20 protein-coding genes and 1 pseudogene are annotated in these 24508 nt (G+C 41.0%); 19 read left to right on the forward strand and 2 right to left on the reverse strand.

The window, feature by feature from the left end; genetic code table 11:
• Positions 1-57: 57 nt before the first annotated feature.
• The 3 genes from AB4111_RS11575 to AB4111_RS11585 all read left to right on the forward strand — a co-directional run bounded on the left by AB4111_RS11575 (position 58) and on the right by AB4111_RS11585 (position 4527).
• The gene (locus tag AB4111_RS11575; RefSeq protein ID WP_442031724.1) at positions 58-1116 is read left to right on the forward strand and encodes a carbon-nitrogen hydrolase family protein; all 1059 of its coding nucleotides are present in this window, start codon (positions 58-60) and stop codon (positions 1114-1116) included.
• A gap of 27 nt (positions 1117-1143) precedes the next feature.
• Complete coding sequence (locus AB4111_RS11580; protein ID WP_442031725.1) at positions 1144-2571, forward strand: glycoside hydrolase family 1 protein; 1428 nt, start codon at positions 1144-1146, stop codon at positions 2569-2571.
• 96 nt (positions 2572-2667) lie between these two features.
• Positions 2668-4527 carry a beta-glucoside-specific PTS transporter subunit IIABC gene (locus tag AB4111_RS11585; RefSeq protein ID WP_442031726.1) on the forward strand — a complete coding sequence of 620 codons (1860 nt, stop codon included), beginning with the start codon at positions 2668-2670 and terminating at the stop codon, positions 4525-4527.
• A gap of 117 nt (positions 4528-4644) precedes the next feature.
• On the opposite strand, the gene AB4111_RS11590 is transcribed toward AB4111_RS11585, so the two are convergent.
• Positions 4645-5529 carry a LysR family transcriptional regulator gene (locus tag AB4111_RS11590; protein ID WP_442031727.1) on the reverse strand — a complete coding sequence of 295 codons (885 nt, stop codon included), beginning with the start codon at positions 5527-5529 and terminating at the stop codon, positions 4645-4647.
• Positions 5530-5686: 157 nt separating this feature from the next.
• Between AB4111_RS11590 and mdcH the strand changes: the two genes are divergently transcribed.
• From mdcH to AB4111_RS11630, 8 genes are all read left to right on the forward strand, one after another.
• Positions 5687-6622, forward strand: a complete 936-nt coding sequence (mdcH, locus tag AB4111_RS11595; RefSeq protein WP_442031728.1) for a malonate decarboxylase subunit epsilon — start codon at positions 5687-5689, stop codon at positions 6620-6622.
• Positions 6623-6657: 35 nt separating this feature from the next.
• Entirely contained in the window at positions 6658-8319 is a 1662-nt protein-coding gene (mdcA, locus tag AB4111_RS11600; protein WP_442031729.1) for a malonate decarboxylase subunit alpha, read from the forward strand.
• A complete protein-coding gene (locus tag AB4111_RS11605; protein WP_442031730.1) occupies positions 8319-9176 on the forward strand; it encodes a triphosphoribosyl-dephospho-CoA synthase in 858 nt (285 codons plus the stop codon). The genes mdcA and AB4111_RS11605 overlap by 1 nt, the downstream gene beginning before the upstream one ends.
• A gap of 29 nt (positions 9177-9205) precedes the next feature.
• Entirely contained in the window at positions 9206-9511 is a 306-nt protein-coding gene (locus AB4111_RS11610) for a malonate decarboxylase subunit delta (protein ID WP_442031731.1), read from the forward strand.
• Entirely contained in the window at positions 9489-11192 is a 1704-nt protein-coding gene (gene mdcD / locus AB4111_RS11615; RefSeq protein ID WP_442031732.1) for a biotin-independent malonate decarboxylase subunit beta, read from the forward strand. Before AB4111_RS11610 ends, mdcD begins: the two co-directional genes overlap by 23 nt.
• On the forward strand, positions 11183-11815 hold the full coding sequence (locus AB4111_RS11620) for a malonate decarboxylase holo-ACP synthase (protein ID WP_442031733.1): 633 nt from the start codon (positions 11183-11185) through the stop codon (positions 11813-11815). Before mdcD ends, AB4111_RS11620 begins: the two co-directional genes overlap by 10 nt.
• Positions 11816-12375: 560 nt before the next feature.
• Entirely contained in the window at positions 12376-13248 is an 873-nt protein-coding gene (locus AB4111_RS11625) for a hypothetical protein (protein WP_442031734.1), read from the forward strand.
• 237 nt (positions 13249-13485) lie between these two features.
• On the forward strand, positions 13486-13767 hold the full coding sequence (locus AB4111_RS11630) for a hypothetical protein (RefSeq protein ID WP_442031735.1): 282 nt from the start codon (positions 13486-13488) through the stop codon (positions 13765-13767).
• Between the two features lie 71 nt (positions 13768-13838).
• Here the strand turns inward: AB4111_RS11630 and AB4111_RS11635 are convergent, their stop codons facing one another.
• Entirely contained in the window at positions 13839-13934 is a 96-nt protein-coding gene (locus AB4111_RS11635) for a putative holin-like toxin (RefSeq protein ID WP_442031736.1), read from the reverse strand.
• Between the two features lie 783 nt (positions 13935-14717).
• Between AB4111_RS11635 and AB4111_RS11640 the strand changes: the two genes are divergently transcribed.
• The 8 genes and pseudogenes from AB4111_RS11640 (at position 14718) to AB4111_RS11675 (ending at position 23658) form a co-directional block, all read left to right on the forward strand.
• Entirely contained in the window at positions 14718-16121 is a 1404-nt protein-coding gene (locus AB4111_RS11640; protein WP_442031737.1) for an MATE family efflux transporter, read from the forward strand.
• A gap of 225 nt (positions 16122-16346) precedes the next feature.
• A pseudogene (locus AB4111_RS11645) lies at positions 16347-16527 on the forward strand (helix-turn-helix transcriptional regulator); the annotation flags it as partial.
• An 82-nt stretch (positions 16528-16609) separates the two neighbouring features.
• On the forward strand, positions 16610-17308 hold the full coding sequence (locus AB4111_RS11650) for a winged helix-turn-helix domain-containing protein (protein WP_442031738.1): 699 nt from the start codon (positions 16610-16612) through the stop codon (positions 17306-17308).
• A gap of 1 nt (position 17309) precedes the next feature.
• On the forward strand, positions 17310-18776 hold the full coding sequence (locus AB4111_RS11655; protein WP_442031739.1) for an ATP-binding protein: 1467 nt from the start codon (positions 17310-17312) through the stop codon (positions 18774-18776).
• Entirely contained in the window at positions 18769-19917 is a 1149-nt protein-coding gene (locus AB4111_RS11660; protein ID WP_442031740.1) for a hypothetical protein, read from the forward strand. The genes AB4111_RS11655 and AB4111_RS11660 overlap by 8 nt, the downstream gene beginning before the upstream one ends.
• A gap of 184 nt (positions 19918-20101) precedes the next feature.
• Complete coding sequence (locus AB4111_RS11665; RefSeq protein WP_442031741.1) at positions 20102-21910, forward strand: acyltransferase family protein; 1809 nt, start codon at positions 20102-20104, stop codon at positions 21908-21910.
• Positions 21911-21964: 54 nt separating this feature from the next.
• A complete protein-coding gene (locus tag AB4111_RS11670; RefSeq protein WP_442031742.1) occupies positions 21965-22636 on the forward strand; it encodes an SGNH/GDSL hydrolase family protein in 672 nt (223 codons plus the stop codon).
• A gap of 32 nt (positions 22637-22668) precedes the next feature.
• On the forward strand, positions 22669-23658 hold the full coding sequence (locus AB4111_RS11675) for an LCP family protein (protein ID WP_442031743.1): 990 nt from the start codon (positions 22669-22671) through the stop codon (positions 23656-23658).
• Positions 23659-24508 lie beyond the last annotated feature (850 nt).

The raw sequence follows: 24508 nt of genomic DNA on the forward strand, positions 1-24508 counted from the left end.
TATTCACGTCATAGACTGAGATCCTTAATCTTCATGCATGCAAAAGGAGAATAAAACATGACTCGAAACATTAGTGTAGCAGCAGCTCATTTAGCTCCGGTCTTTTTAGACAAACAGGCGACCATCGAAAAGGCCATAGTAGCAATTCAAGAAGCTGCCAAGTCTGGTGCTCAGCTTATTGCTTTTCCCGAATCTTTTTTGCCTGGATTCCCGGTTTGGGCTGCTGTCCGAGCTCCGGTCTACAATCACAAACTGTTCACGGAGATGGTTAAGAATTCCGTATATACGGATGGTCCTGAAGTAGAGCAACTCATGCAAGCTGCAAAAACAAACAACATTTATGTATCTTTTGGATTCAGCGAATTGAGTCATGCCAGTGTAGGCTGTATATGGAATTCGAATATTTTAATTGGAAGTAATGGAGTAGTCCTTAATCATCATCGAAAAATCATGCCCACATTTTATGAGAAGCTTGTATGGGCTCCTGGTGATGGTGAAGGATTGCGTGTATCCGATACAGAAATTGGCCGGATTGGTACGTTGATATGTGGGGAAAACACCAATCCGTTAGCTCGTTTTGCTCTCATTGCAGAACGGGAAGAACTTCATATTTCAACCTATCCACCTTTATGGCCAACGCAGGATCCTTCCATGGGGAGAGATTATGATTTAGAGAGTGCAATTCGTATTCGGGCTGGAGCACATTCCTTTGAAGGAAAAGTATTTAACCTTGTAGTTTCATCAATTTACGATACAACAGCCAAGACCAGACTCTCTTGCTTGGGGAGTGATGCTAAAGATATTATCGAAGGCACAGCACGTGGTGTTTCGTTTGTTATGGGCCCTCACGGCGAAGTGGTAAGTGAAGTCATGCGTGAAGAAGAAGGAATATTGTACTGTACAATCGATCTCGATGAATGTATTGAGCAAAAACAATTCCATGATGTGGCAGGTTATTATAATCGTTTTGATATTTTTGATTTACGTGTCCGTAGAGAACGAATGGTCCCTGCCAAGTTCATTGATGCTAACTCTAATGAGAATCAGCCATCTAAACATTTAGGGAATCCCGCAGACCTTTCTAACAAAATCAGCTTAGAGGAAGATAAAAAGTAATTGGCGATTCTATTAGGAGGAAGAGACATGAGCAAAATAAGAGAAGACTTTCTATGGGGGGGCGCCATAGCAGCCAACCAAGCAGAAGGGGCATACAACAAAGATGGAAGAGGTCTAAGCACCGCAGATATTCAACCTTTTATACCTGATGCTAAGCCCACAGACCTCCATTTTAATGATATGGATTCCATCACTTATGAAAAGTATCAACAAGGAGATTACTATTTTCCTAAACGGCAAGGGGTACATTTCTATGAAAGATATCGTGAGTATATCGATGTATTAGCTGACATGCATGTAAAAACATTACGTTTATCTATCTCCTGGAGTCGTATTTTTCCTAATGGTGATGATACCGACCCAAACGAAAAGGGCTTGGCTTTCTATGATGAACTATTTAAGTACATGAAAGAAAAAAATATTGAGCCAATTGTAACAATATTTCATTATGAAATGCCTTTGAATTTGGTTGAGGAATATGGTGGATGGACAAACTCAAAACTGGTCGAATTTTTCGTGAAGTACGGAAAAACTGTACTGCAAAGATATCATAAAATGGTAAAGTATTGGATCATTATCAATCAAATTAATCTTATTCACAAAGAAGCTTTTGCCTCGCTAGGTATTTTGAAAGATAAAGTTGATCATTACGAACAGGCTCAATTTCAAGCAGTACATCATCAATTCGTTGCATCAGCAAAGATCACTGAGTTTGGGCATAAACTTAATTCTTCTTTGCAATTGGGAGTGATGCTGGCTGACACCTTAACAGCCCCCTATTCTTGTAAACCTGATGATGTCGAATTAAACTTTAGACGGAATCGAATGCAGTACTTCTACAGTGACGTTCTAATCCGTGGAGATTATCCAGAATATGCCATGGCTTATTTTAAAGACAAGGGTATCGAGTTAAAAATTACTGAAGAAGAGAAAAAATTGCTGCGAGACAATACAGCCGATTTCCTTGCAGTCTCATATTATTGGTCCAATACTGTTAAAGCAAGCGAGAATACGATGGATCCTAACTCTACCGTCAAAAATCCTCACTTGAAAGCCAATCGTTGGGGCTGGTCTATTAATGCATCAGGTTTATACCTCTGTATGTCCCAGTATTGGGATAGGTATCACGTTCCTATGATGGTAGCAGAGAATGGTATTGGATTCAAAGATGTTCTAACACCTGACAACCAAGTTCATGATGATTATCGTATCGAATATCACCAAGAACATATTGCTGCCTTGAAAGAGGCTATACGTGAAGGTGCTGATATCTTTGCCTACTGCACTTGGGCTCCTTTTGACATTATCAGCGCAGGTACTGCGGAAATGAGCAAAAGATATGGCTTTATTTATGTGGACTATGATGATAAGGGCAATGGAAGTGGTCAGTTCCATTATAAAGATAGTTTTTACTGGTATAAGCAAGTTATTGATTCAAACGGCGAGGAATTATAAAAATACCTGAATAAGATGAAAACCGACTAAACGAATATGGCATTCCCGGATCAGCTCAGCAGGATGATCCGGGAACTAACAGCAGGGGGGATAACAATGAGTTATCAGAAACTGGCAGAAAATATTCTAGATGGCGTAGGTGGGAAAGAGAACATAAATGCAGTATGGCATTGCGCTACAAGATTGCGTTTTAAATTAAATGATTCAAATATTGCCAATACCACTAAGCTTGAAAGTACTGATGGGGTTATTACCGTTGTCAGCAGTGCCGGACAGTACCAAGTAGTTGTAGGTAATTCCGTAGCTCAAGTCTACGATGAACTAACTTCGCTACCTGGAATGGCAGTACATGCCAACTCTGAAAGCGCTACAGAAAAACAATCTGGGAAATTTAATCCTGTCAGTCAATTGATGGATTTTGTCTCGGCTGTGTTTACACCTTTCTTGGGAGCATTGGCTGGAGCAGGAATCTTAAAAGGTATTCTGGCTTTAATTACAACAATGAATTGGTTATCGACCGACAGCGGTGCATATAAAGTCTGGAATGCAGCGAGCGATGCCATTTTCTACTTCCTACCTATTTTCTTGGCGTTTACTGCAGCCAAAAAACTAAAAGTTAATCAATTCGTTTCTGTATCCTTGGCTGGTGCACTGATTCACCCATCATTAGTGGAAATTGTATCCAACTCGCAAACTATTGATTTCTTCGGTATACCAATTGTTCCGATTACGTATACATCATCCGTATTTCCAATTTTATTGTCCATATGGGGACTCTCTTATTTAGAACCTTTATTGAACAAAATCTTTCCAGAATCAATGCGAAACATGTTAACCCCTCTGGTTTCGCTTATGATTATGTTACCTCTGACTCTAGCTGTTATTGGCCCAGTAGGCACAAAGATTAGCGATTTGTTCGCCTGGGTTTTATTGGTGATATATGCCTTTTCACCTTTGCTTGCAGGATTGGTTTTAGGGGCATTCCATCAGTCGATTGTTATTTTCGGAGTTCATTGGGCGTTGATTACACTGATGATAAACAATGTCGCTAATCAGGGCTACGACCAATGGTTGCCGGTGGTTTGTGCAGCAGTCCTTTCTCAAGCTGGTGCTTCTCTTGGCGTATTTTTGAAAAGTAAAGACCCAAAAATCAAAGGACTTTCAGGGTCTGCAGCAATCACTGCCTTATTTGGTATTACAGAACCAGCAATTTATGGCGTTACGCTTAAGTTAAAACGGCCTTTCTACTGTGCTATGATTGCAGCGGGTATTGGCGGCGCTGTTATCGGATCTTTTGAAGTGCATGCATCCACGTTTACGTTTCCTAGCTTGTTGGCTATTCCCACTTATTTAGGCCAAGGATTTATCGGAGAAATCATAGGGTTACTTATTGCTTTCGTTGGAGCCGTCATACTAACATATTTCTTTGGTGTATCTAATAAAAATCTGACAAACCCAATCAGCAATCAAGTGAATCCGAATGATGTAATGGTACCTGTGGAAGGTAAAATTGTTCCTTTAAGCAGTGTTAGTGACGAAGTATTTGCTTCGGAAGCTATGGGAAAGGGAGCAGGCATCGTTCCAGTAAGCGGCATTACTACAGCTCCTGTAAGTGGTACTGTAAGCAGCGTATACAAAACAGGACATGCAATTGGAATTGTATCTGATTCTGGTCTAGAACTTTTGATTCATATTGGTATTAATACTGTAAAATTAAAGGGACAACACTTCAAACCGTTGGTGAAGGAAAATGACAGAATTACGATTGGAGACCCGTTAGTTGAATTTGATTTAGAGCAGATCAAGGCTGCAGGCTATGATCCTACTGTAATGGTAATTGTTACAAATTCATTTAATTATGATCAAGTGAATGTAAACCTAGAAGATCCAGATTCTAAACGGTTATTACATGTGATCCCTGCAGAACTTGGAGAATCTACTTCAAATCCGGTTTGACATAAATACAAAATCATGTTCGGAAAATAGTTAAATTTTGAATCACCTAACAACCAACTATCGCTTGGATAGCTGGTTGTTTTTTCATGAATAGTGCTACGGTTATTAATTTCTTAGTTATTGTCGATGTTCAGATAACTGAGCAAAATATTGGATAGTAAAATCTTTAAATAGTCGTAGTGGTTTTGAAAAATATTGAGTCTGTTTCCAAGACAATGTAATGGTTCGTTGACAACTTGGCTGACTAATACGTAGAAGATTAACTGAAGATCCTGTCGAACCTCCCCAAGTGACTTCTGGAATGAATCCCACACCTTGTTCAGCATTAATCAATCCACGCACCATGGAAGGGTCATCACTTTCAAATATGATTCGCGGCGAAAAGCCGGCATTACGACAAAATTCATCGGTTAGTTCTCGTAAATTTGCTCCAGATCTGAGACTGATAAATCCTTCATTGGCAACCTTACTCAAGTGAATACACTCTTCTTTACCTAAATCATGACTTTTAGGCACTGCTATGAAGATTTCCTCAGTTAACAGTGGAGTACTTTCACATTCATGGAATTGAAACGAATGTGCACCGATACACAAATCAAAGTCAGGACGGATTATGGAATGAGGGGAATGTTGCAATAGCTGGAAACTTATATAAGGGTGAACCTTGCGGAATTCAGTCAGCAAATTTGGGAGAAGATGAGACGCAGTAAGCACCATCAATTTAATTTCACCATGATTTTCGTTTTTCAAATCAGCTAGCTCACGTTTTCCATTCTCTAGTGCCACCAGGGATTCATCCACTCTTTTATAAAAGAGCTTGCCGTATTCATTAAGTTGAATGTTCTTTCCACGGCGATCAAAAAGTTTGATGCCAAGTTCTTTTTCCAATAAGGCAATGGTTTTACTAAGTGAAGGCTGAGAAATGTGCAGTTCTTCGGCTGCTTGGCTCATATGTTCCAAACGTGCGACAGTCTTGAAATAACGTAATTGCAGAAGTTCCATAATACCTCCCTCATAACTTATGATTTATATAACATATATTGAAACATGTATTTAACTATATATATGTTGAGAATTATAATAAAAATAGATCGCTAGTGCAATCGTATCGTTTTTGTGACGTAGGAAGTAAAATTCTAATGAGATAAAGGTGAATGATATGTCAGTAGCTTTTTTATTTCCGGGACAAGGGTCACAGTATCCCGGAATGCTACATGAATTACCTTTGGAAGAACCCATTGTGCAGCAAACGGTTGAAGAAGCAAGCCTGGTGCTTGAAAGGGACATTTTGACTTTAGATGCTGAAGACCAATTAGATTCTACGGTAGCGGTCCAGCTTTGCTTAATAGTCGCAGGAGTTGCTACGGCAAGACTGCTACAGCAGAGAGGAGCCAGACCCAATATGGTTGCTGGACATTCTGTAGGTGCCTTTAGCGCTGCGGTTATTGCAAGTGTAATACCGTTCAAGGAAGCCGTTAACTTGGTAAGACGACGTGGAGAATATATGGAGCAAGCTTTTCCAAAAGGATATGGCATGGGTGTCATTTTGGGCATTCGAGAAAAACAACTGGCGTCTATCATAGATCGAATTCACACACCATCTTATCCCGTGTATATATCAAATTTGAATTCACCTACACAATTGACCATTACTGGTGAAGATTCTGCCATTGAGCGTGTTTTTCAGGAGGCGAGAACTGCTGGAGCACGGAGGACTTGCAAACTAAATGTCAGTGTTCCTTCACACTGTCCACTGTTAAATCGTATAGCCAATGAATTATCGAATTTGTTGGTACATGTCGAACTTCAAAAACCGACTATTCCCTTTGCAGGTAACCGCACTGCCCGTCCTCTACGAACAGCTCAAACAATACGAGAGGATCTGGCACTAAGTATTTGTAATCCTGTAAGGTGGCATGATGCTACATCTGTTCTATTTGAATTAGGTGCTCGATTATATGTCGAATTATCACCCGGAAACGTATTAAGTAATCTTGCCTCGGAAGCATTTCCTGATGCACATGCTATTGATGTATCAACAACCGGTTTGAAGAATACTGTTCAAATAATTAAGCGTTACCAAAGTGGATATTAGGATATTAAACTAGTGTGTGGAAGGAGCTAATGTGAATGAATATAACAAATAAAACTGGTCAGTCACGACGTTCATGGACGACAAGACGAGATGAGAAAGCTATACGAATTTCTAAACTGAGTAACATAACAAAAGGGAGGATTATTCCAACAGATCGTATTGTTGAAGCACTAGAAACCCTTTTAATTAATGGAGATCGAGTTGTTTTAGAAGGTAACAATCAAAAACAAGCTTCATTTCTCTCAACTTCACTTGCTCAAGTTAATGCTGACAAAGTAAATGGACTTCACATGATCATGTCCAGTATTTCTCGTCCAGAACATTTGGATATTTTTGAACAAGGGATTGCAGAAAAGCTCGACTTTTCCTATGCAGGTCCTCAAAGTCTTCGAATAGCGCAGATGATTGAAGACGGGACGCTCAAAATTGGTGAGATTCATACGTATTTAGAACTGTATGGGCGATTGTTTATAGACTTAATCCCTAATATAGCTTTAGTAGCAGCTGATAAGGCAGATCAGAATGGTAATCTTTATACCGGACCCAATACCGAAGAGACGCCAACTATTGTTGAAGCAACCGCATTTAAAGATGGAATTGTCATTGTTCAAGTGAACGAAATAACGGATACACTTCCTCGTGTCGATATTCCTGGGGACTGGGTGGATTTTATTGTTAAAGCCGATAATGCCTACCAACTTGAAGCGTTGTTTACACGTGATCCTAGACATATAACGGAGCTGCAAATATTAATGGGAATGATGGCTATTCGAGGGATCTATGAGCGGCACAATGTTCAGTCATTAAATCATGGCATTGGATATAACACAGCTGCCATTGAGCTTTTATTACCCACTTATGGAGAACAATTGGGCTTGAAGGGTAAGATATGCAAGCACTGGGCTTTGAATCCTCATCCTACGCTGATTCCAGCTATTGAAAGTGGATGGATAGAGAACATTCATTGTTTTGGCGGTGAAGTAGGGATGGAAAAGTACGTAGCAGCGCGTCCAGATGTCTTTTTTACTGGGAAAGACGGAAGTTTACGATCAAATCGGGCAATGTGCCAGGTTGCAGGACAGTATGCCGTGGATTTATTTATCGGTTCAACACTTCAAATAGATGGACTTGCCAATTCATCAACAGTAACCTCAGGTCGTTTGTCGGGATTTGGAGGTGCCCCAAATATGGGACATAACCCAAGAGGACGCCGACATTCTACCCCAGCATGGTTAGATATGATGACTGTAGAGGGAGACATCAGCATGGGCCGAAAGCTGGTCGTTCAAATGGTAGAAACATATCAATCTGGAAATACGCCTGTTTTCGTTGAATCCTTGGATGCAATCGATGTCCGTAAGGAAGCAGGATTATCCACTACGCCCGTCATGGTCTATGGCGATGATGTCACGCATGTAGTTACCGAAGAAGGTATCGCTTACTTATATAGAGCGCAAAGTTTGGAAGAGCGGCGAGAAGCGCTTGCAGCCATTGCTGGAGTAACACCCATTGGAATCGATCATAATCCAGAACGAAATGAGAAATTAAAACAAGCCGGACTTATTGCCTTTCCGGAGGACTTGGAGATCCGTAGAACGGATGCCAAACGCTCTTTGCTGGCTGCACAAAACGTAGAAGACATTGTAGAGTGGTCAGGGGGATTATATAATCCCCCTGCGAAATTTAGAAATTGGTGATGCGTATATATGATCATTTCAGTCGTGGCCAAGAGGAGTTATATGCAACTTATCTGGCGGATCTTGCAGTTAAAGCACTTGTTGAAGAAGCCATGTTATCACCTAAACCAGGACTAGTTGACGCTAGAAGCAGCGGCGCTCATACGGACATGAATATTACTTTGATGGTAAGGTCTGCCTGTAGTTTGCATGCTACGTTCAAAGAAATGTCTCTTAAAAGTATTAATGAACAGCCAAATCAACGTTTACGTCATATGTTAGCATGGATTGGGCAAGAGGGAGAGCGTCGAATGTTTGAAGCAACAGGTGGCATCAATACGCATAAAGGTGCCATTTGGGCGCTAGGTCTATTGATATCTGCTACCTCTATTCATGGCTATTGTACGGATGTGGATCAGCTAACTCAAACAGCTGGCAAAATAGCAAGTTATCCAGCCCCCACTCCTCATGAGCATGACACTAATGGAAATAAGGTGAGAAAACGTTTTGGTTTCTCTGGTGCCATTGGAGAAGCGCAGGAAGGTTTCCCTCACGTTGTGCATGTTGCTCTTCCTGCCTTGAGAGAGGCCAGAAGCAAAGTTATTAATGAACAGGAAGCCAGACTTGATGCACTCTTGGCATTGATGGCTACCTTAGATGATACCTGTATTCTTCACCGTGGTGGATTAGAGGCATTATCTATGACAAAAACTCATGCTAAAGCAGTTTTAGAAGCAGGGGGAAGCACTACAATAGAAGGGAAACACAGACTGCAACTGTTGGAAGACAAATTGCTTTCCGCACGAGTATCTCCAGGTGGAAGTGCAGATTTGTTGGCTGCAACGTTGTTTTTGGATTGGGTTTGTTGCGAGAGTTAACGAAGTCCGATTAATGGGAGGTGCTTACTTTGGAAACATTACTATTTGAATATCATGCAACGAAAACCGTGGCATCTCGTGCGCATGTTGGTATTGTGGGGTCTGGTGATTTGGAAGTTTTGCTTGAACCTTCGAGTGACCACAGAACAAAGGTATTTGTGCGTACAGGTAGTGAAGGATTTGGGCAGACATGGAGAGCAGTCATGGATCGTTTTTTTACGGTTCATGATGTTTCTGCACGAGTAACCATTAATGATTTTGGTGCAACCCCAGGTGTTGTTGCATTACGTCTAGCGCAAGCATTGGAGGTAAGTGTTCGTGAACAGACAAATTAGACATAGTTTTATTGAATTAAGTGGCAGAGAACGTGCCGAGACTCTAATGGATTCAGGGACATTTCGCGAGTTATTAGGACCGTTTGATAAGCTTGAATCCCCTCACTTAGCCCCTCAAGGTATCGTACCGCAAAGTGATGATGGTGTCGTCATTGCCCAGGGGACAGTCAGTGGTCATTCTATTGTTGTCATCTCTATAGAAGGAGGCTTTCAAGGTGGTGGAATCGGCGAAGTATCTGGTGCAAAGATTGCAGGAGCACTAGAGTTAGCCTTAGAGGACAATCAAAATGGAAGAAAAATCATTCCCATTGTGATTCTTGATACCGGCGGTGTTCGGTTACAAGAGGCAAATTATGGACTGTTGTCCATTTCGGAGATTAGTTCGGCTGTGGTAGCTCTTCGCCAATACGTACCTGTTTTGGGGATCATTCCTGGCAATGTAGGCTGTTTCGGGGGCATGTCAATCACGGCTGCGTTGTTTAGTCATCTCATTATGACGAAGCAGGGCCGATTTGGTCTTAACGGACCTGAGGTTATTGAACAGGAAGCTGGAGTTGAAGAATTCGATTCGAGGGATCGCCAGCTTATTTGGGGCACGATTGGTGGAACACAGCGCTTCAGTACAGGCTTGGTCGATACTATAGTTAACGATGATGTACAAGAAATACTTCTTGCTGTCAAGAAGGCTGTTTTTGAAAACAAAAAAGAAACAAACAGAACTGAACAAGTAGATTTATTTCAAAAACTCTTGAAACTCGTTGATCCAGAACAAAAAACAAACCCACAACTGTTTCAAACTTTGTGGGGACAAACAAAACAACAACAGGTAAAAATTCCCCAGGTAAATAAGATTGCCAATAATGTTGAAGACATGCCCCAAAGCCGAGGAAGGATATGGTTTACAGCTTTAACTGGTATGGATAATCCACAAACAGATCTACCATCAGTTTTATATGGAGATGTTCAGTTAGGTAAACATCTCGTCCGGTATATTTCTGTAGTCCCTAATCCACATAATCGCTTTCCTCGAGTGCGAAATGGTGAAGTTGGTCTGGAGGAAGGTTGGGAGATAGCAAAGCGTATCCGGCAAGTTATCGAAGAAGATAGAGGTGGAAACCCACGTTCCATCATTGCTATTGTCGATGTACCAAGCCAAGCATATGGTTATCGAGAGGAATTATTCGGTATTCACTACGCTTGTGCTGCTGCTGTTGACGCCTATGCATCGGCAAGACTAGCTGGACATCCTGTCATATCCCTTCTGGTCGGTAAAGCAATTTCCGGTGCCTTCCTTGCCCACGGGTATCAAGCGAGCCGCATCTTGGCACTAAATGATCCAGGCGTGAATGTTCATGCGATGTCCAAACAATCTGCAACGCGCATCACCCGAAGAAGTATCGATGAGTTGGAGAAAGCCACCGAAAAAATACCAGCAATGGCGTACGATATTCAATCATATGCTACGTTAGGAGCAGTTCATGAATTAATAGAAGGAATTGAAGCGGACTTGCCAAAGCATCAGGATATCCAAACGATTCGTGAGAAACTGATTCAAGCGATGGAGGACATTCAGAACACATCCACTGACTTAACTAACCGTTTACAGACCATAGCCGCACTAAATGGTGGGCGGCAAGCTTCCATAAAAGTCAGAAAAGAATTGAAAAGACAATGGACCTAAAACCTCATGATTTGTTGAAAATCGATGGTATACAGGATTTGGTCAGTTTTTCTGAAATCCCAGATTGGGTATTTACGTCTATTGAAAATGTTCCATTTGTCGTCGTTCGTCGAGCTTTTTCTCTGGGAGATCAGATCGCAGTAGGTGTACGCGGACAAACAAGGAATAAACGATTCGCAGCATTTCTACCGTATGACCGTGTGGTAAGTAGAATTACACCTGAAGAACTGGTGGACGAGTCGTTATGGAGGAAAAACCTTCGGATAGGATCATTACCTGCTCTGCAGTCATTGTTCCATGTGAGTGCACTAATGGATTCCTATGGACTAATCTGGGGTCCAACAGGAAGTGTAGGTTTCGAATTAACAACAGGGCTTCCAACAGTTACTTCGGAAAGTGACCTTGATCTTATCATTAGAACACCATCAAAGTTGTCTCTTAATATCGCAAGAGGGATAGTACATCGTTTGAGATTTGTACCATCGAGAGTTGATGTACAACTGGAAACAATCAAAGGAGCTATTTCTTTGGTAGAGTATACACAAAATAGAGGGAACATTCTATTGAAGTCTGCAAACGGGCCTTCTCTTGTGGGTGTTAATGACATCTGGGAAACGGACTAGAAGAGAAAACCAGCTAATATCCTGATATATATTAGCTGGTTTTTTGTAATAAACAAGAGTTTAATCATTCCTATTGAAAAGCGTCCAAAATCCTTACGCGTCAAAAATTTTACAATTATTCCGAAAAAAGTTTAGTGAGTAATAATAGGGGGATTTAAAAATACTATTGTATGGAACAATCATTCGGTTTAAGAAAATGTGTCAAGACTAGCATAATTATTGTTACACCTACAAGCAGCCAGATCGAAGTACCGAAGTCTCCAGAAATATCCCGCACAAATCCAACCACAAACGGTCCTATCGCTGCGATTAGATAACCCACAGTTAGAACGAATGCGTTCCAAACATTAGATTCTTCAACCGTCTTCGTATTATCCAGTGGCAAGGTCATGCTTAGAGTGAAGACCCCACCGAGGCCGAATGCAAATATAGGTATAAATAAGAACTATGGGGGCAAGCTTCGTGACGATCTATCTCGCGGATTCACTTCCAATGAGGGCTGCGCTTTTTTCGATATATGATATACTTTGAAGTATTATAAGGGAGGTGTTTTTTGCTTAATGAATAAAATTAAAATAGCGTTGTCAATTTTAGCCTCAATTTCAGTGATAGCAGGGTGTAGCAGTGACCCCCGGACAAATGAAAAAGAGAAGGCATCATTAGAGGCTTCTAGTGCGACTAACTCCGATAATAATGTTGTTGCTGTTGAGGAAGAAGACAATAGAGAAGTAAAAGAAAATATAATACCTGAACCTTTACGTATGGCTAGTGAGCAATTGAAGTCAGGTAACATTGATCGTGCAAAGACATACCTAGATATGACCGTAACCGATTTTAAAGATACGGATGCGGCCTTCATCGCTGCGGTATTAAAGTCTACAATTATAGCGACAGAATCCCAAAGTTATTCGTATGTGCGTAGATCGTTAGGCAAAGGAATCGACAATATCGCAGAATTACTGGTAGAAGAGAAGGAAGTAGAGAGGCTTAAAAATACTCTTACAGAGGACTTTGATAAAGAGACAAAACTTCTGAAGGACTTTGAAGAATCAGCTAAGTACATATTAAGTAATTACAAGGATCATTCTGAATTTGAACTTACAGACTTAAATTTTGATACAACTATTCGAACTGACTCAAGCGATCTTTCTTTCTTTGAAAGTGTTGGTTACCCTATACCTACTAAAGCTCAGATGGATGATACAAGAAATTATGCTTTTGAGGTACTTCTCAAGGATAATATGGAAGGTGCCTTTACTGATGGAAAGGTCAATTATGTTAATTATTTTTATTTAGCAGGCTTAAGCCTAATGAAAATGGAAGACTCTTCACTTACTAAACCAGTAATGAATGAAGTTATTTCCTTAACTGATGATGACAAATACAACGAGAAGCGCATTGACGTTCAAGAGTATTTGAACGAAGAAAAATAAAAGTATTCTGACCCGCAGCGGATATCATTTCTGTTTGCAGTTTTTTGTAGTTATACCGCACAGCACCTGAGATGCGCAATTCACAACCGCGCAGAAGTGTTGCGTATGGTTACGCTAATATGTCGCGACGTCGCGACATTTCTCCGGCTAGTATAATTCGCAGTTTCCGAGCTATACTAAGAACAAACGTTTCGATTTTGCGGATTAAACGCCCTACATACGAAGGTCTCCCACCTAATGATCGATATCACCAACGAAGATCATACGTTAATCAAATCGCATATCATCCTCCCGCGTGTTCTCACCGCATTTGAACGGGATATCGCGCTCATCAAAGCAACGCTAAAGACGCTTGGCCCGTACGTCGACGCAATTGCTGAAGCTCAACGCAAACTCACCGCAGACATCTACGAGGTGCGCAAAGGCTTTCGCCAACGCGGCATCAAAGTCTACGAAGAGGTAACAGATGGCGGCGGAGGCTGGCGTGTTGATGCGGAAGTATCTCGGGCTGAGTACTGAGAGGTGTGTTGGCGGTAAAGATTATGATAATTACGTAAAGTGAATCGCGGTAGCAGCTCTTGGCGGGGAGGCTATCGCTTTTTTGTGTTTGATGCAAGGAAAGCTAGCATCGCGAAAATTAAAATACCAAAGTTGAGCATGACATCCAGTGCCTCATATGTACTCATTCCATCACCTCCTTTCTAGTAAATATGATGAAATTACTTCTATCAACACGTTGACACCTACGTAGTATAAGTGGAGTAGGGTATTCTTTCAATGTCGAGGGACAAGAACATATTCCCATTGAAGTCGCTATTTTAGCGGCTTTTTTATGTTATCGGTACAAGTTCGTGTCCCAAGCCAAGGACAAGAACTTGTACCGATTGACGGAATAGACAAGAACGTAGTCAAATTGCGATTAGGTAACTACTAATTTCGCAGTCACTGTATTAGCGTAGTTAATCATTTTTGGAAACCATGAATTCCCCTATTCATTATACGCTCTATTTCTACGCATAATCGTTTCTATTAGATCGTTAGTATGGTAGGATCAAACATACAGTTTAAAGATCATTAAACGTATACTAGCACCTTTAAAATCGATGTTTTACATAGGTGTTTATTATGTTAATCTATATTCATTGATCCGAATCCAATGTTATATTAATCGATTAATACATGATGAAAAGTGCTCCCTTTCATTAATGATAATAAGAGTTAATAGGAGGAAAAGCATGAATTTAAAGATCACAAAAACTGTGGATGCGCCTACCATCAAGCAATATCAGATGTAAGTATTTATCCATTCACATCCTATAGGAACAGTAAGTTAAACATATATATTTCTTTCTGATTAATTCATATAACAACATGTTCATGCTGTTTCTTGCTGTTTCTTGCTGTTTTTTTATGATGGCTTTTTGAGCAGTAATAACATTTTCTAAAGATCAAAAAAGGATGTCCATGTTATGAAAAATACAATGAATTACCGTTTTACGAATGAAAGTATTCCCAAGCTGATTTTTTGGTTAGCTACTCCGGCCGTCATAGCTCAGTTAATCAATGCCATGTATAGCTTAGTTGATCGAATGTTCCTGGGCAGAATGGAAGAAGGGGGAACACTAGCTTTATCGGCAATAGGTGTATCTTTTCCGATTATTATGTTAATTTCAGCGTTTGCAGCTCTATTTGGAACGGGTGGTGCTCCTTTAGCTTCTATAAAAATGGGAGAAGGGGAACATAAAAAAGCGGAAGAATTGCTTGGTAGTTGTTTTTTTATGCTACTAATGGGATCCATACTAATAACAACTGTGTTTCTTCTATTTAAGTCACCATTCTTAATACTATTTGGTGCCAGTCATGAGACTTTGCCATACGCCAATGAATTTTTAGACATTTACCTTTTTGGAACTTTAGGAGTACTCATTTCTCTGGGATTAAATCCGTTTATTGCAGCACAAGGATATGCTAAAACAGCCATGCTCACGGTATGTGTTGGTGCCGTTGTGAACATTATCCTCGACACCATTTTTATTTATGGTATGAATTTGGGCATTAAGGGTGCGGCATGGGCTACTGTTATTGCACAATTTATTTCGGCGATTTGGGTGTTAGGCTTTTTAACGTCCAAACGTGCCCATTTGCGCTTACGCTTATCCAATATGCGCATCAACCTTAAACAAGCAGCAAGCGTCCTTGCGTTGGGGCTTTCTCCGTTCATTATGCTATCGACGGAAAGTTTAATTCAAATTGTATTTAACACGTCTCTCGCCAGATATGGTGGTGACATGTATGTTGCGGCTATGGGAATTATGGGAACGCTGATGCAGATATTTGGGCTGTTGCTGTCCAGTTTTGCACAGGGCGCACAACCCATCATTAGCTATAACTACGGGGCTCACAATTATTCACGAGTAAAATCCACAGTTTCATATTGTAGTATTATTTGTGCTACTATTGGCTTGTTAATGTGGGGCATAGCGATATTTATACCACGGCTACCCATTAGCCTGTTCACCAACGATCAAGAGCTTATTGGACTGACGGCTAGACTAATGAAAATATTTTTCCTGGGAACATGTATTTATGGTATTCAATTAGCCTTTCAACAGATCTTTATTGCCTTGGGACAAGCTAAAGTTTCTATATTCATCGCGATTTTGCGCAAAATTATTCTGCTTATTCCATTAGTACTCTTCCTCCCCAATTTTGTTAGTCCGAAAACGGACGCAGTTATTATTGCTGAACCCATCGCAGATTTATGTGCGGCAATTACTTGCTGTGTTTTATTTGGAGTTACCATTAACAAACTTTTAAATGATAAATCAAATAAAATCTTGAATGGATTGACTGCTCCTGAAGAAGGGGGTTAATAAATATGAATGGAAGAGCCCTCAGACTAACGCCTCCTTATTTATGAATGTTGTATTTGCTCCAATTGCGGAAAAAGGTTTTAATAAATTTGGACCACGAATGTTAATGATTCAAGTTTCGAGAGATAAGAACATGGTCCAATTGAGAGTCGCTATTTTAGCGGCTTTCTTTTTTTTTTTTATGGGTACCAGTTCTTGTACCGATTTCATTAATTATGTGACACAATACGAATAACCAAGGCAAAGGAGCTGCTTCGGGAAACGGATATGAAAATTAACGAAATCGCGGAGAGAGTTCGGGTATCAGCCATCTTATTTCATTCGAATATTCAAAAAGGTGGAGGGTTTGACGCCGGGACAGTACCGGGAGAGTGCCGACGACGGGCCTGAAATTCAAATGAATTGATTAATTCTCGACAAATCGTTAACATAGGATTCAATGTCGAAGAGCTCGTAGACATGAGTAACCAAATGAGATGGAGATTATAATGAATAATTCAAAAATCCTAATTATTGAAGATGATAAGCCCATTGCAGATTTGCTTTCATATGGACTCTCTTTGGAGGGATATCAAACACGTGTCGCATCAAACGGGGCTGCAGGAATTAGTGAAATCCAGTCCTTTCAACCTGATCTTTTGCTGCTGGATTGGATGCTTCCAGACCAGAGCGGTCTGGATATTTGCAAAAAAGTTACCGCCGAATATAACATCCCGATCTTCATGATCACCGCGAAATCCGATATTACAGATAAAGTGCTTGGACTCGAGTTCGGTGCAGATGATTACATCACAAAGCCGTTTGATCTACGCGAGGTGATAGCCCGGATCCGGACCATCCTTCGCCGGTTGGAGCAGTCCAACCTCCGAGAACAGAGTGATCGGCAGCCGGATAGTATCTGTTTTGGTCACATTGAGATTCGCTTCGAAGAACGACTTGTGAACAACAATGCTAAACCGGTTGATTTAACGCCTAAGGAATATGATCTGCTCATGACGCTGGTGAGGAATCCCGGGAGAACATTTAGCAGGTCCGAACTGCTTGATATGGTCTGGGGCTATGACTTTGCTGGTGATACACGAACGGTAGATACACATATCCAGCGACTTCGCAAAAAGCTGGATGCTACCGACCTTATTACAACGGTATTCGGTATCGGATACAAGTTCAAAAAAACAGGGGATTAATATGCGCAAAATCAGTATTAAATTTCTTATCGGTTTTCTCTTGATTTTCTCCTTTTCATTTCTTGTATTGAGCCAAACGGTGATGGAGACTATCCATACAAGTAACCAAAACCTGATCAAAACCGAATTAGTCGGTCTTAAAAATAATAGTAACGTTTACGTTCGACAGACCTTTTTGATTAATCATTTCTCAAACAACGAACTGTACTTCGGAGAAATGGCTGAGGAACTGGGAAACAATCTGAATCATGCCACCGGGAATAGCGTCGGCGTATATAACGTCGATGGAGAATTAATATATGCCTCTGAAAAGTCCTTGTTTACACAGCCGCAGGGGACTGATCTGCAAGAGGCCGTCGATGGTAAGACCGCTTATAACATTAATTATGATGGTGATCAAGCAACGGTCCTGTTCTCTTATCCCGTTGTGATCGATGGAGCAAAAGTTGGAATTCTGCGTTTCTACAAGGACTTTAGCCAGCTGTATCAGCAAAGCAATCGAATTCTTGACACAACACTATATATTACATTGGCCATATTTGCAGTTACTTTTCTGTTTTCCTTCATTCTGTCCAGGCACATTACCCTTCCACTTGGTAAACTCGCCCGAGCCTCTTCTGAGGTGAAGAATGGAAATTTGGACGTCCGCATCCGATTGAAACGAAAAGATGAGATTGGGCGGCTCGCGGATAATTTTAATGACATGATTAATCAGATTGGTCTGCAAATGAACATTATTCGAAAGGATCGTGACCATCTCAAAGAGCTCCATGAGCAGGAAAAGCGCTTTTTTGATAATATTACCCATGAACTAAAAACACCGTTAACTTCCATTTTAGGCTATGCCGAATTGATCAAGACGAACGGAGAGAAGGATCGCAACTTTTTTGAAAAAGGTATGAATCACATCATTGAAGAGAGCAAGCGACTCCACAAAATGGTGCTTAAACTGCTTGAAGTTTCCCGTCGTCACGCCGTCCATCAGGACCTGAATTACGTTGAAGCGGGAGCCATTCTGCGGGATGTATGCGAGTCCATGGCCATACGCGCACAGAGATACAAAAAAAGCATATGTGTAGACATGGAGAAGGAGTTATTCATGCTCGCCCAGGAGGACCGAATTCGTCAGCTTTTTATCAACCTTCTGGATAACGCCATCAAATACAGTTTGGATTTTTCGGAGATTAGTGTAAGAGGTGTTCATGCAGAAGAAAAAATTCGCTTTACTATCGACAATCCAAGTGATCCGATCAATGCTGACCAACTCTCCAAGCTGTTTGAACCATTCTACCTTGCTCATCCCACAGGCTCAGAAGAGGGCAGCGTGGGACTGGGACTAAGTATCGTCAAGTCTATCGTGGATGAATTGGAAGGCTCCATTTCCGTCGTTAGTCGAGAGCATCGCACTACAGTTACTGTAGAGTTTAAGCATTCAAAACCAGCAGAGGAGGGCAGCATTCATGCTTAAAACATCCGGCAGATTGGGGTTAAGTTTGCTGTGTTTGCTTATCCTTTTGCTGACAGCTTGTGGTACCCGGTATCAGAACGAAACGGTCATTATCTCTGGGGACGAAATGTCCGAACCGGCAAATCAAGAATTGCTAAGTCCTGTCCAAGTCCAAAAAATCTATCGTCTTCCGGATGAGAATACGGATAATGGCTACTGGTTGGGCTGGACTTCAAGCGATTCGCTTATTGGTTCATTCAAAAACACGGGTTTTCCTGAACGTTATAAGTTAAAAGAGTTGGCTTATCCCTTTGAAGAAAGCAAAAACATAATTCAAAGCGAAGGAGACCATTCCCGAATAGCGCTGTCTCCGGATGGTGACCAGATCGCTGATGTTCATACTCATCAAACGACGATAACGACTACATTAATGTCTACAAAGGACGGCAAGAAAACGGAGGTCGATACATTCGATCCCAAGGGTCAAAGTTATCTGCAAACTATGTCCTGGTCTGAAAACAGCCAAATGATAGGTTATCTCGTTCAGGACCCAGTTCAATATGAAAAGGATACCTTGAGGGTTTATGATACGAAGACGAAGTTATCCCAATCGTACTCTTTACAAGGGTTTGGTCCAGGTGACACTCTTCTTGATGCTCAGGTATCCAATGATGGCCGCAGTGCATTAATTAAGTTGTTTGAAACCCGTCAATCGAGAAGTATTACGCTCGTGCTTGGCAAATTAGCCGATGGACATTTTGAGGCGAAGTACAAACATCAAATGGCAGACAAACAAATGACCTGGATCAGTGAGGATCAATTTGCTTTTCTGGGAAGAGATGATACGTTGTACGAATATGATCAACGAAATGGTGAGCTTTCCGTCATTCTGGAGCGAGTGTTTACATTTGAATTCTCTCCGGACAAAAAATTCATTGCCTATACGTTGCAAGATGAAGATGCTGTCTATGTCGGAAAAATACAAGGAAGAAATGTTTTATATAACGGGCCCGTTTATCGCGGGATATTACCTTCCAATATGAAATGGAGTTCGGATAATACAAGATTGTTCATCCAAGGTCCTAGAACCTTTACGAATTCAAATAGTATACCCCATGATAATTCGACAAAGGAGCCCGCTTTTATTATTGAATTTAAATAGCAACATCTCATTGAGAAACCCTTGATCCAGAGCAAGTTCCGGGATCAAGGGCTTTTTCTGTGTCAATAGGGATGTATCCGTTGTAACAACTTGTTTACATCTTGATCAAACTTTCGCGACATCCACTGATTATATTTAAAAAGAAACATATTCCCTATACAGAAAAGGAATGAAGCATAATGAGGTGGGGAAATTGAATCAACCGAAAAAGCGTTATATGCCAGGGATTGATGGTTTACGGGCTATCTCTGTACTGGCGGTCATAGCCTACCATATGGATTTGAAATGGGCGCAAGGCGGATTACTCGGAGTAGGCGTATTTTTTGTTCTGTCCGGGTACTTGATTACGGATCAGCTTCTTTACGAGTGGAAAATGAACAGTTACATATCGATTTGGAACTTTTGGATGAGGAGGTTTCGCAGATTGTTACCTGCGATGTTAAGCATGCTCCTCCTTGTTGCAATTTGCTTATTGGCTTCTGATCCAGCCAGACTTTTGTCACTAAAAGGAGACTTCATCTCTTCCATTTTTTATGTGAATAATTGGTACCTTATTTTTCATGAAGTATCCTATTTTGAAAGCTTCGGTCCAGCCTCGCCGATCGGACATTTATGGTCACTTTCCATCGAGGAGCAATTTTACGTGATTTGGCCTATTATTCTGCTTGTTTGCTTAAGGTTCGCACCCCGACGTGGAAAACTATTATTGTGCATGTTGGTGTTGGCTATGATTTCTGCAGCAGCTATGGCGCTAATGTACGTGCCAGGAACAGACCCCAGCAGAGTTTACTATGGAACAGACACTAGAGCTTTTGCCATTCTGTTTGGTGCTGCGTTGGCAGTTGTAAGGCCAAGCTGGAAAATCCGTGGGACGATTTCACCATTAAGGCGCACGTCACTTGATATTATTGGCACATTAGGATTGTTCATCTTGATTCTATTAATTTATCGCACGAATGAGTTTGATGATTCGTTATATCAATTTGGATTTCTCTTTCTGTCATTGTTATCGAATGTGATTGTTGCTGTTTTGGTACATCCGGCCAGTCGGCTTGGTAAAATCCTTGGGTGTCGGCCACTAACTTGGCTTGGTCAGCATTCATACAGCCTATATATCTGGCACTACCCCGTCATTATTTTAATGCAACCTGAGGCAAGCACTGAGGGACTTCAATTCAGACAAATGATCTTGCGTTTTGTAATCATTATGTTGTTATCCACATTATCGTACAAGTTCATTGAAGAGCCGATCCGAAGGGGACATTTCCGGGCAACATGGCGTAAAGTTTGGCGGCATGATCGATTTAAACCATTGGCTGCCTTGAGTTTAACATTTGTCGCTTTCTTCATTGCTCATTCATGGATTATTAACGCAACCAAAGATCAAACCATGTTGGATCAAATGGTGAGCGTTCAAAAGATTACACAAGATGGTAAACAACAAATCACGAATGATGAGCAAATACCGATCAATGAGAATCAGCAGAGAAGTCATGACGACGAACCCGTTTACTCTTCCAGTGCGGGAGAGAGCATCACGCTGATCGGCGATTCGATTGCGCTGGATGTAGACTCTTACGTGAAGGAGCTGCTTCCGGGAATCGTGGTTGACGGTAAGGTTGGAAGGCAGATGTCAAGCGCTCAAGAGGTAGTAGATCAGCTGCAAGCAGAGGGGATATTAAGAGACCGGATTATCATTGAGCTGGGAAGCAATGGGGTTTTTAATAAAAGCAAACTGCGATCCTTAATTGATTCTTTACCGGACAAGAAAATCTACCTAGTAACGACGCGTGTTCCTAGAAGTTGGCAGAATACAGTAAATGATGCCTTGCAAGAAATTGCAAATGAATACCAAAATGTAGTCCTTATTGATTGGCATGCAGCTAGTGAGAACCGAAGCGACTTATTTGCTCATGATGGTGTTCATTTAACTCCGGAAGGAGCTAGATATTATGCTTCATTGCTGGCAGAACATCTGAAAGTGCAATCTTAAATTATATCAAGCGTTATAAATGAAAGGAAGAAATCAAATGAAACAACGAAAAACATGGATGGTATGGGTGCTTATTTTTCTAATACTCGGGTTAGGGATATGGGTTTCCGCTCGCTAGCTTCTCCTGAAGGAGAGTCAGCAAAAAACAATATTCAATCAAATGGAGTGATTAAAGTATCTTCAACCCCTAATCAAATTGAGCCGACGAAAGATACAGATTCGCAAACAGAAGAGACTTCATCTTCAGCAGCCATTAACGGTGAAGGTGTTACAGTTATAGGCGACTCAGTCATGGTTGGAGTGGAGCCATACTTAAAGGAGAAGCTCCCTCGAGCTACCGTCAACGGAAAAGTTGGCAGACAGATGTCGCAAGCCAAAAAACTGCTTGAAGATCTAAGGAAGCAAGGAGAATTGGGAGACCACATCATTATCGAACTTGGAACAAATGGTCCCTTCACCAAGGATCAATTTAGAAGCTTGCTTGCGTCTCTGTCTGAAGCCAAGAAGGTTTTGGTTGTGACCACCCGGGTCCCTAAAAGATGGCAAAACACGGTGAACTCAAATATTAAAGATGTTGTGAGTGAGTTTGAAAATGCTAAAGTTGTTGATTGGTACACAGCTAGCACGGGTAAAGATGACTATTTTTACAAAGATGGTGTGCACTTGAAGCCGGATGGCAGCAGATTTTATGCTTCACTTCTTGTTCAAGCCTTGCAGGAAAAGTAATATAAATTCTTGATAAAATAAGGAGTAGAAACATGTCATTAAAAAGCAAAAAAATCACATTATTCATTATATTTTTTATAGTTGTTGCTTCTGGACTGTACTATGTTTTTTCCGTATATCAAGGGTTGGAAGGTTTAAATAAAAACTCGGAAAATTCTCCTTTTTCTGAAGTGATGGCAAAGGAAGAAAAAGTCATAGAACCTCCAAAATGGTCAGGTACTGAGCCTGTTAATATTTTGTTAATGGGAGTAGATTCACGTGGAAACAAAAAAGGTGAAATCCCCAGATCTGACAGTATGATGGTGGTTTCCTTAGACCCTGTCCAAAAGCGAATTAATGTTTTCTCTATTCTTCGGGATACTTACACCGATATTCCGGAACATGGAAAGAACCGAATTAACACAGCAATTACGCATGGACCGCAAACAGCTATGCGTGCTGTGGGTGATCTGCTTGGTATTCCAATTCAATTTTACGTATATACAGACTTTCAGGGATTTATCAAACTTGTGGATGCTGTAGGAGGGGTGGATTATTATGTCGAAAAGGATATGACTTATGAAAGTAAAGCTGACAAAAATGAGTACGACATCCATTTGAAAGAAGGAGAGCAGCATTTAGACGGTAAGACTGCTCTACAATATGTTCGCTTCCGTCATGATGCTATGTCGGACTACTCCAGGACAAAACGGCAGCGTGATTTTACCAATGCTATTGTCAAAAAAATGATAAGTACAACATCCATCATAAAACTTCCATCTATACTGGAAGAAGTCAGTCCGTATATCGACACGAATTTGTCTGTTGACGATATGTGGAAGCTGGCATCGGTAGGCTATAAGAGCAAAATGGAAGCAAGTGAACAGATTCCGCCTATGAAGTTACTCAAGGAAACCTATGTTGGAAAGGCAGCGGTATTAACCGTTTCCAGCAGTGATGAGTTAAAAGAGTATGTACGTAACATTATTAAAACCAATGAGTCTGATCCCGCTGAAGCTGATAGTTCAACGCGTCAGGATTGAAGTTGTAAATCGGGTTTGAGTTAGGTTAAAGTTTTCATAATTAATTAACACTCTATTTTAAGGACTTGTAACTATGTAAGATCCTTAAAAAAAACAGGCGTCCAATTGCCGATAATATCGAGGATTGGACGCCACTTGATTTCTAGATGAAAAAAAGGATTTATGCAGCATTATTTTTTGAGGAGGGGCACTAAATAGCCGATCAAAGTATCGCATGAATGACTCAAGCGGACCCGTTCCGAGAAGTGAGATCAACCACCCCAGAATCAGTGTTGTAACAACAACTAGCAGATCCCCGAACGGTATCTCCCCATAACTATAATTGATCTCTGACAGAGTAAGTATCCATACAAATATGAACTGCACCGCATACAACGTTAGCGCGACACGGCCAACTGCAGAAGAATCTTAAATTAATTAACCGACAATATAGTAACGGCGGTCTGTCTGATGTCGAGGGACAAGAACATATTCCCATTGAAGTCGCTATTTTAGCGGCTTTTTTGTTTTATCGGTACAAGTTCTTGTCCCAAGCTAAGGACAAGAACTTGTACCGATTACCGAAATGGACAAGAACTTGATCCGATTTCCGATTAGATGAATATCTAAATACGGAGCGCATGTAAGTTTGTGCCAGATAAATGCAATAATACAGGACTTTTTTTCGTCTTAATGGAACCACTGCCTCAAGGAGAGGTAACCAGCAGCTAATAGTTACTCAAAAAAACGGAATTTAGTAACTGGAAAAAGCTGAGGAGGGACAAGAACTTGTACCGATTGCCGGAATGGACAAGAACATAGTCCGATTTTCGATTAGATGGTTGTCTAAATAATAACGGGTTACGACCCA

The organism is Paenibacillus sp. 2KB_22 (assembly GCF_052115745.1).
In the GTDB taxonomy this organism is placed as follows: domain Bacteria; phylum Bacillota; class Bacilli; order Paenibacillales; family Paenibacillaceae; genus Paenibacillus.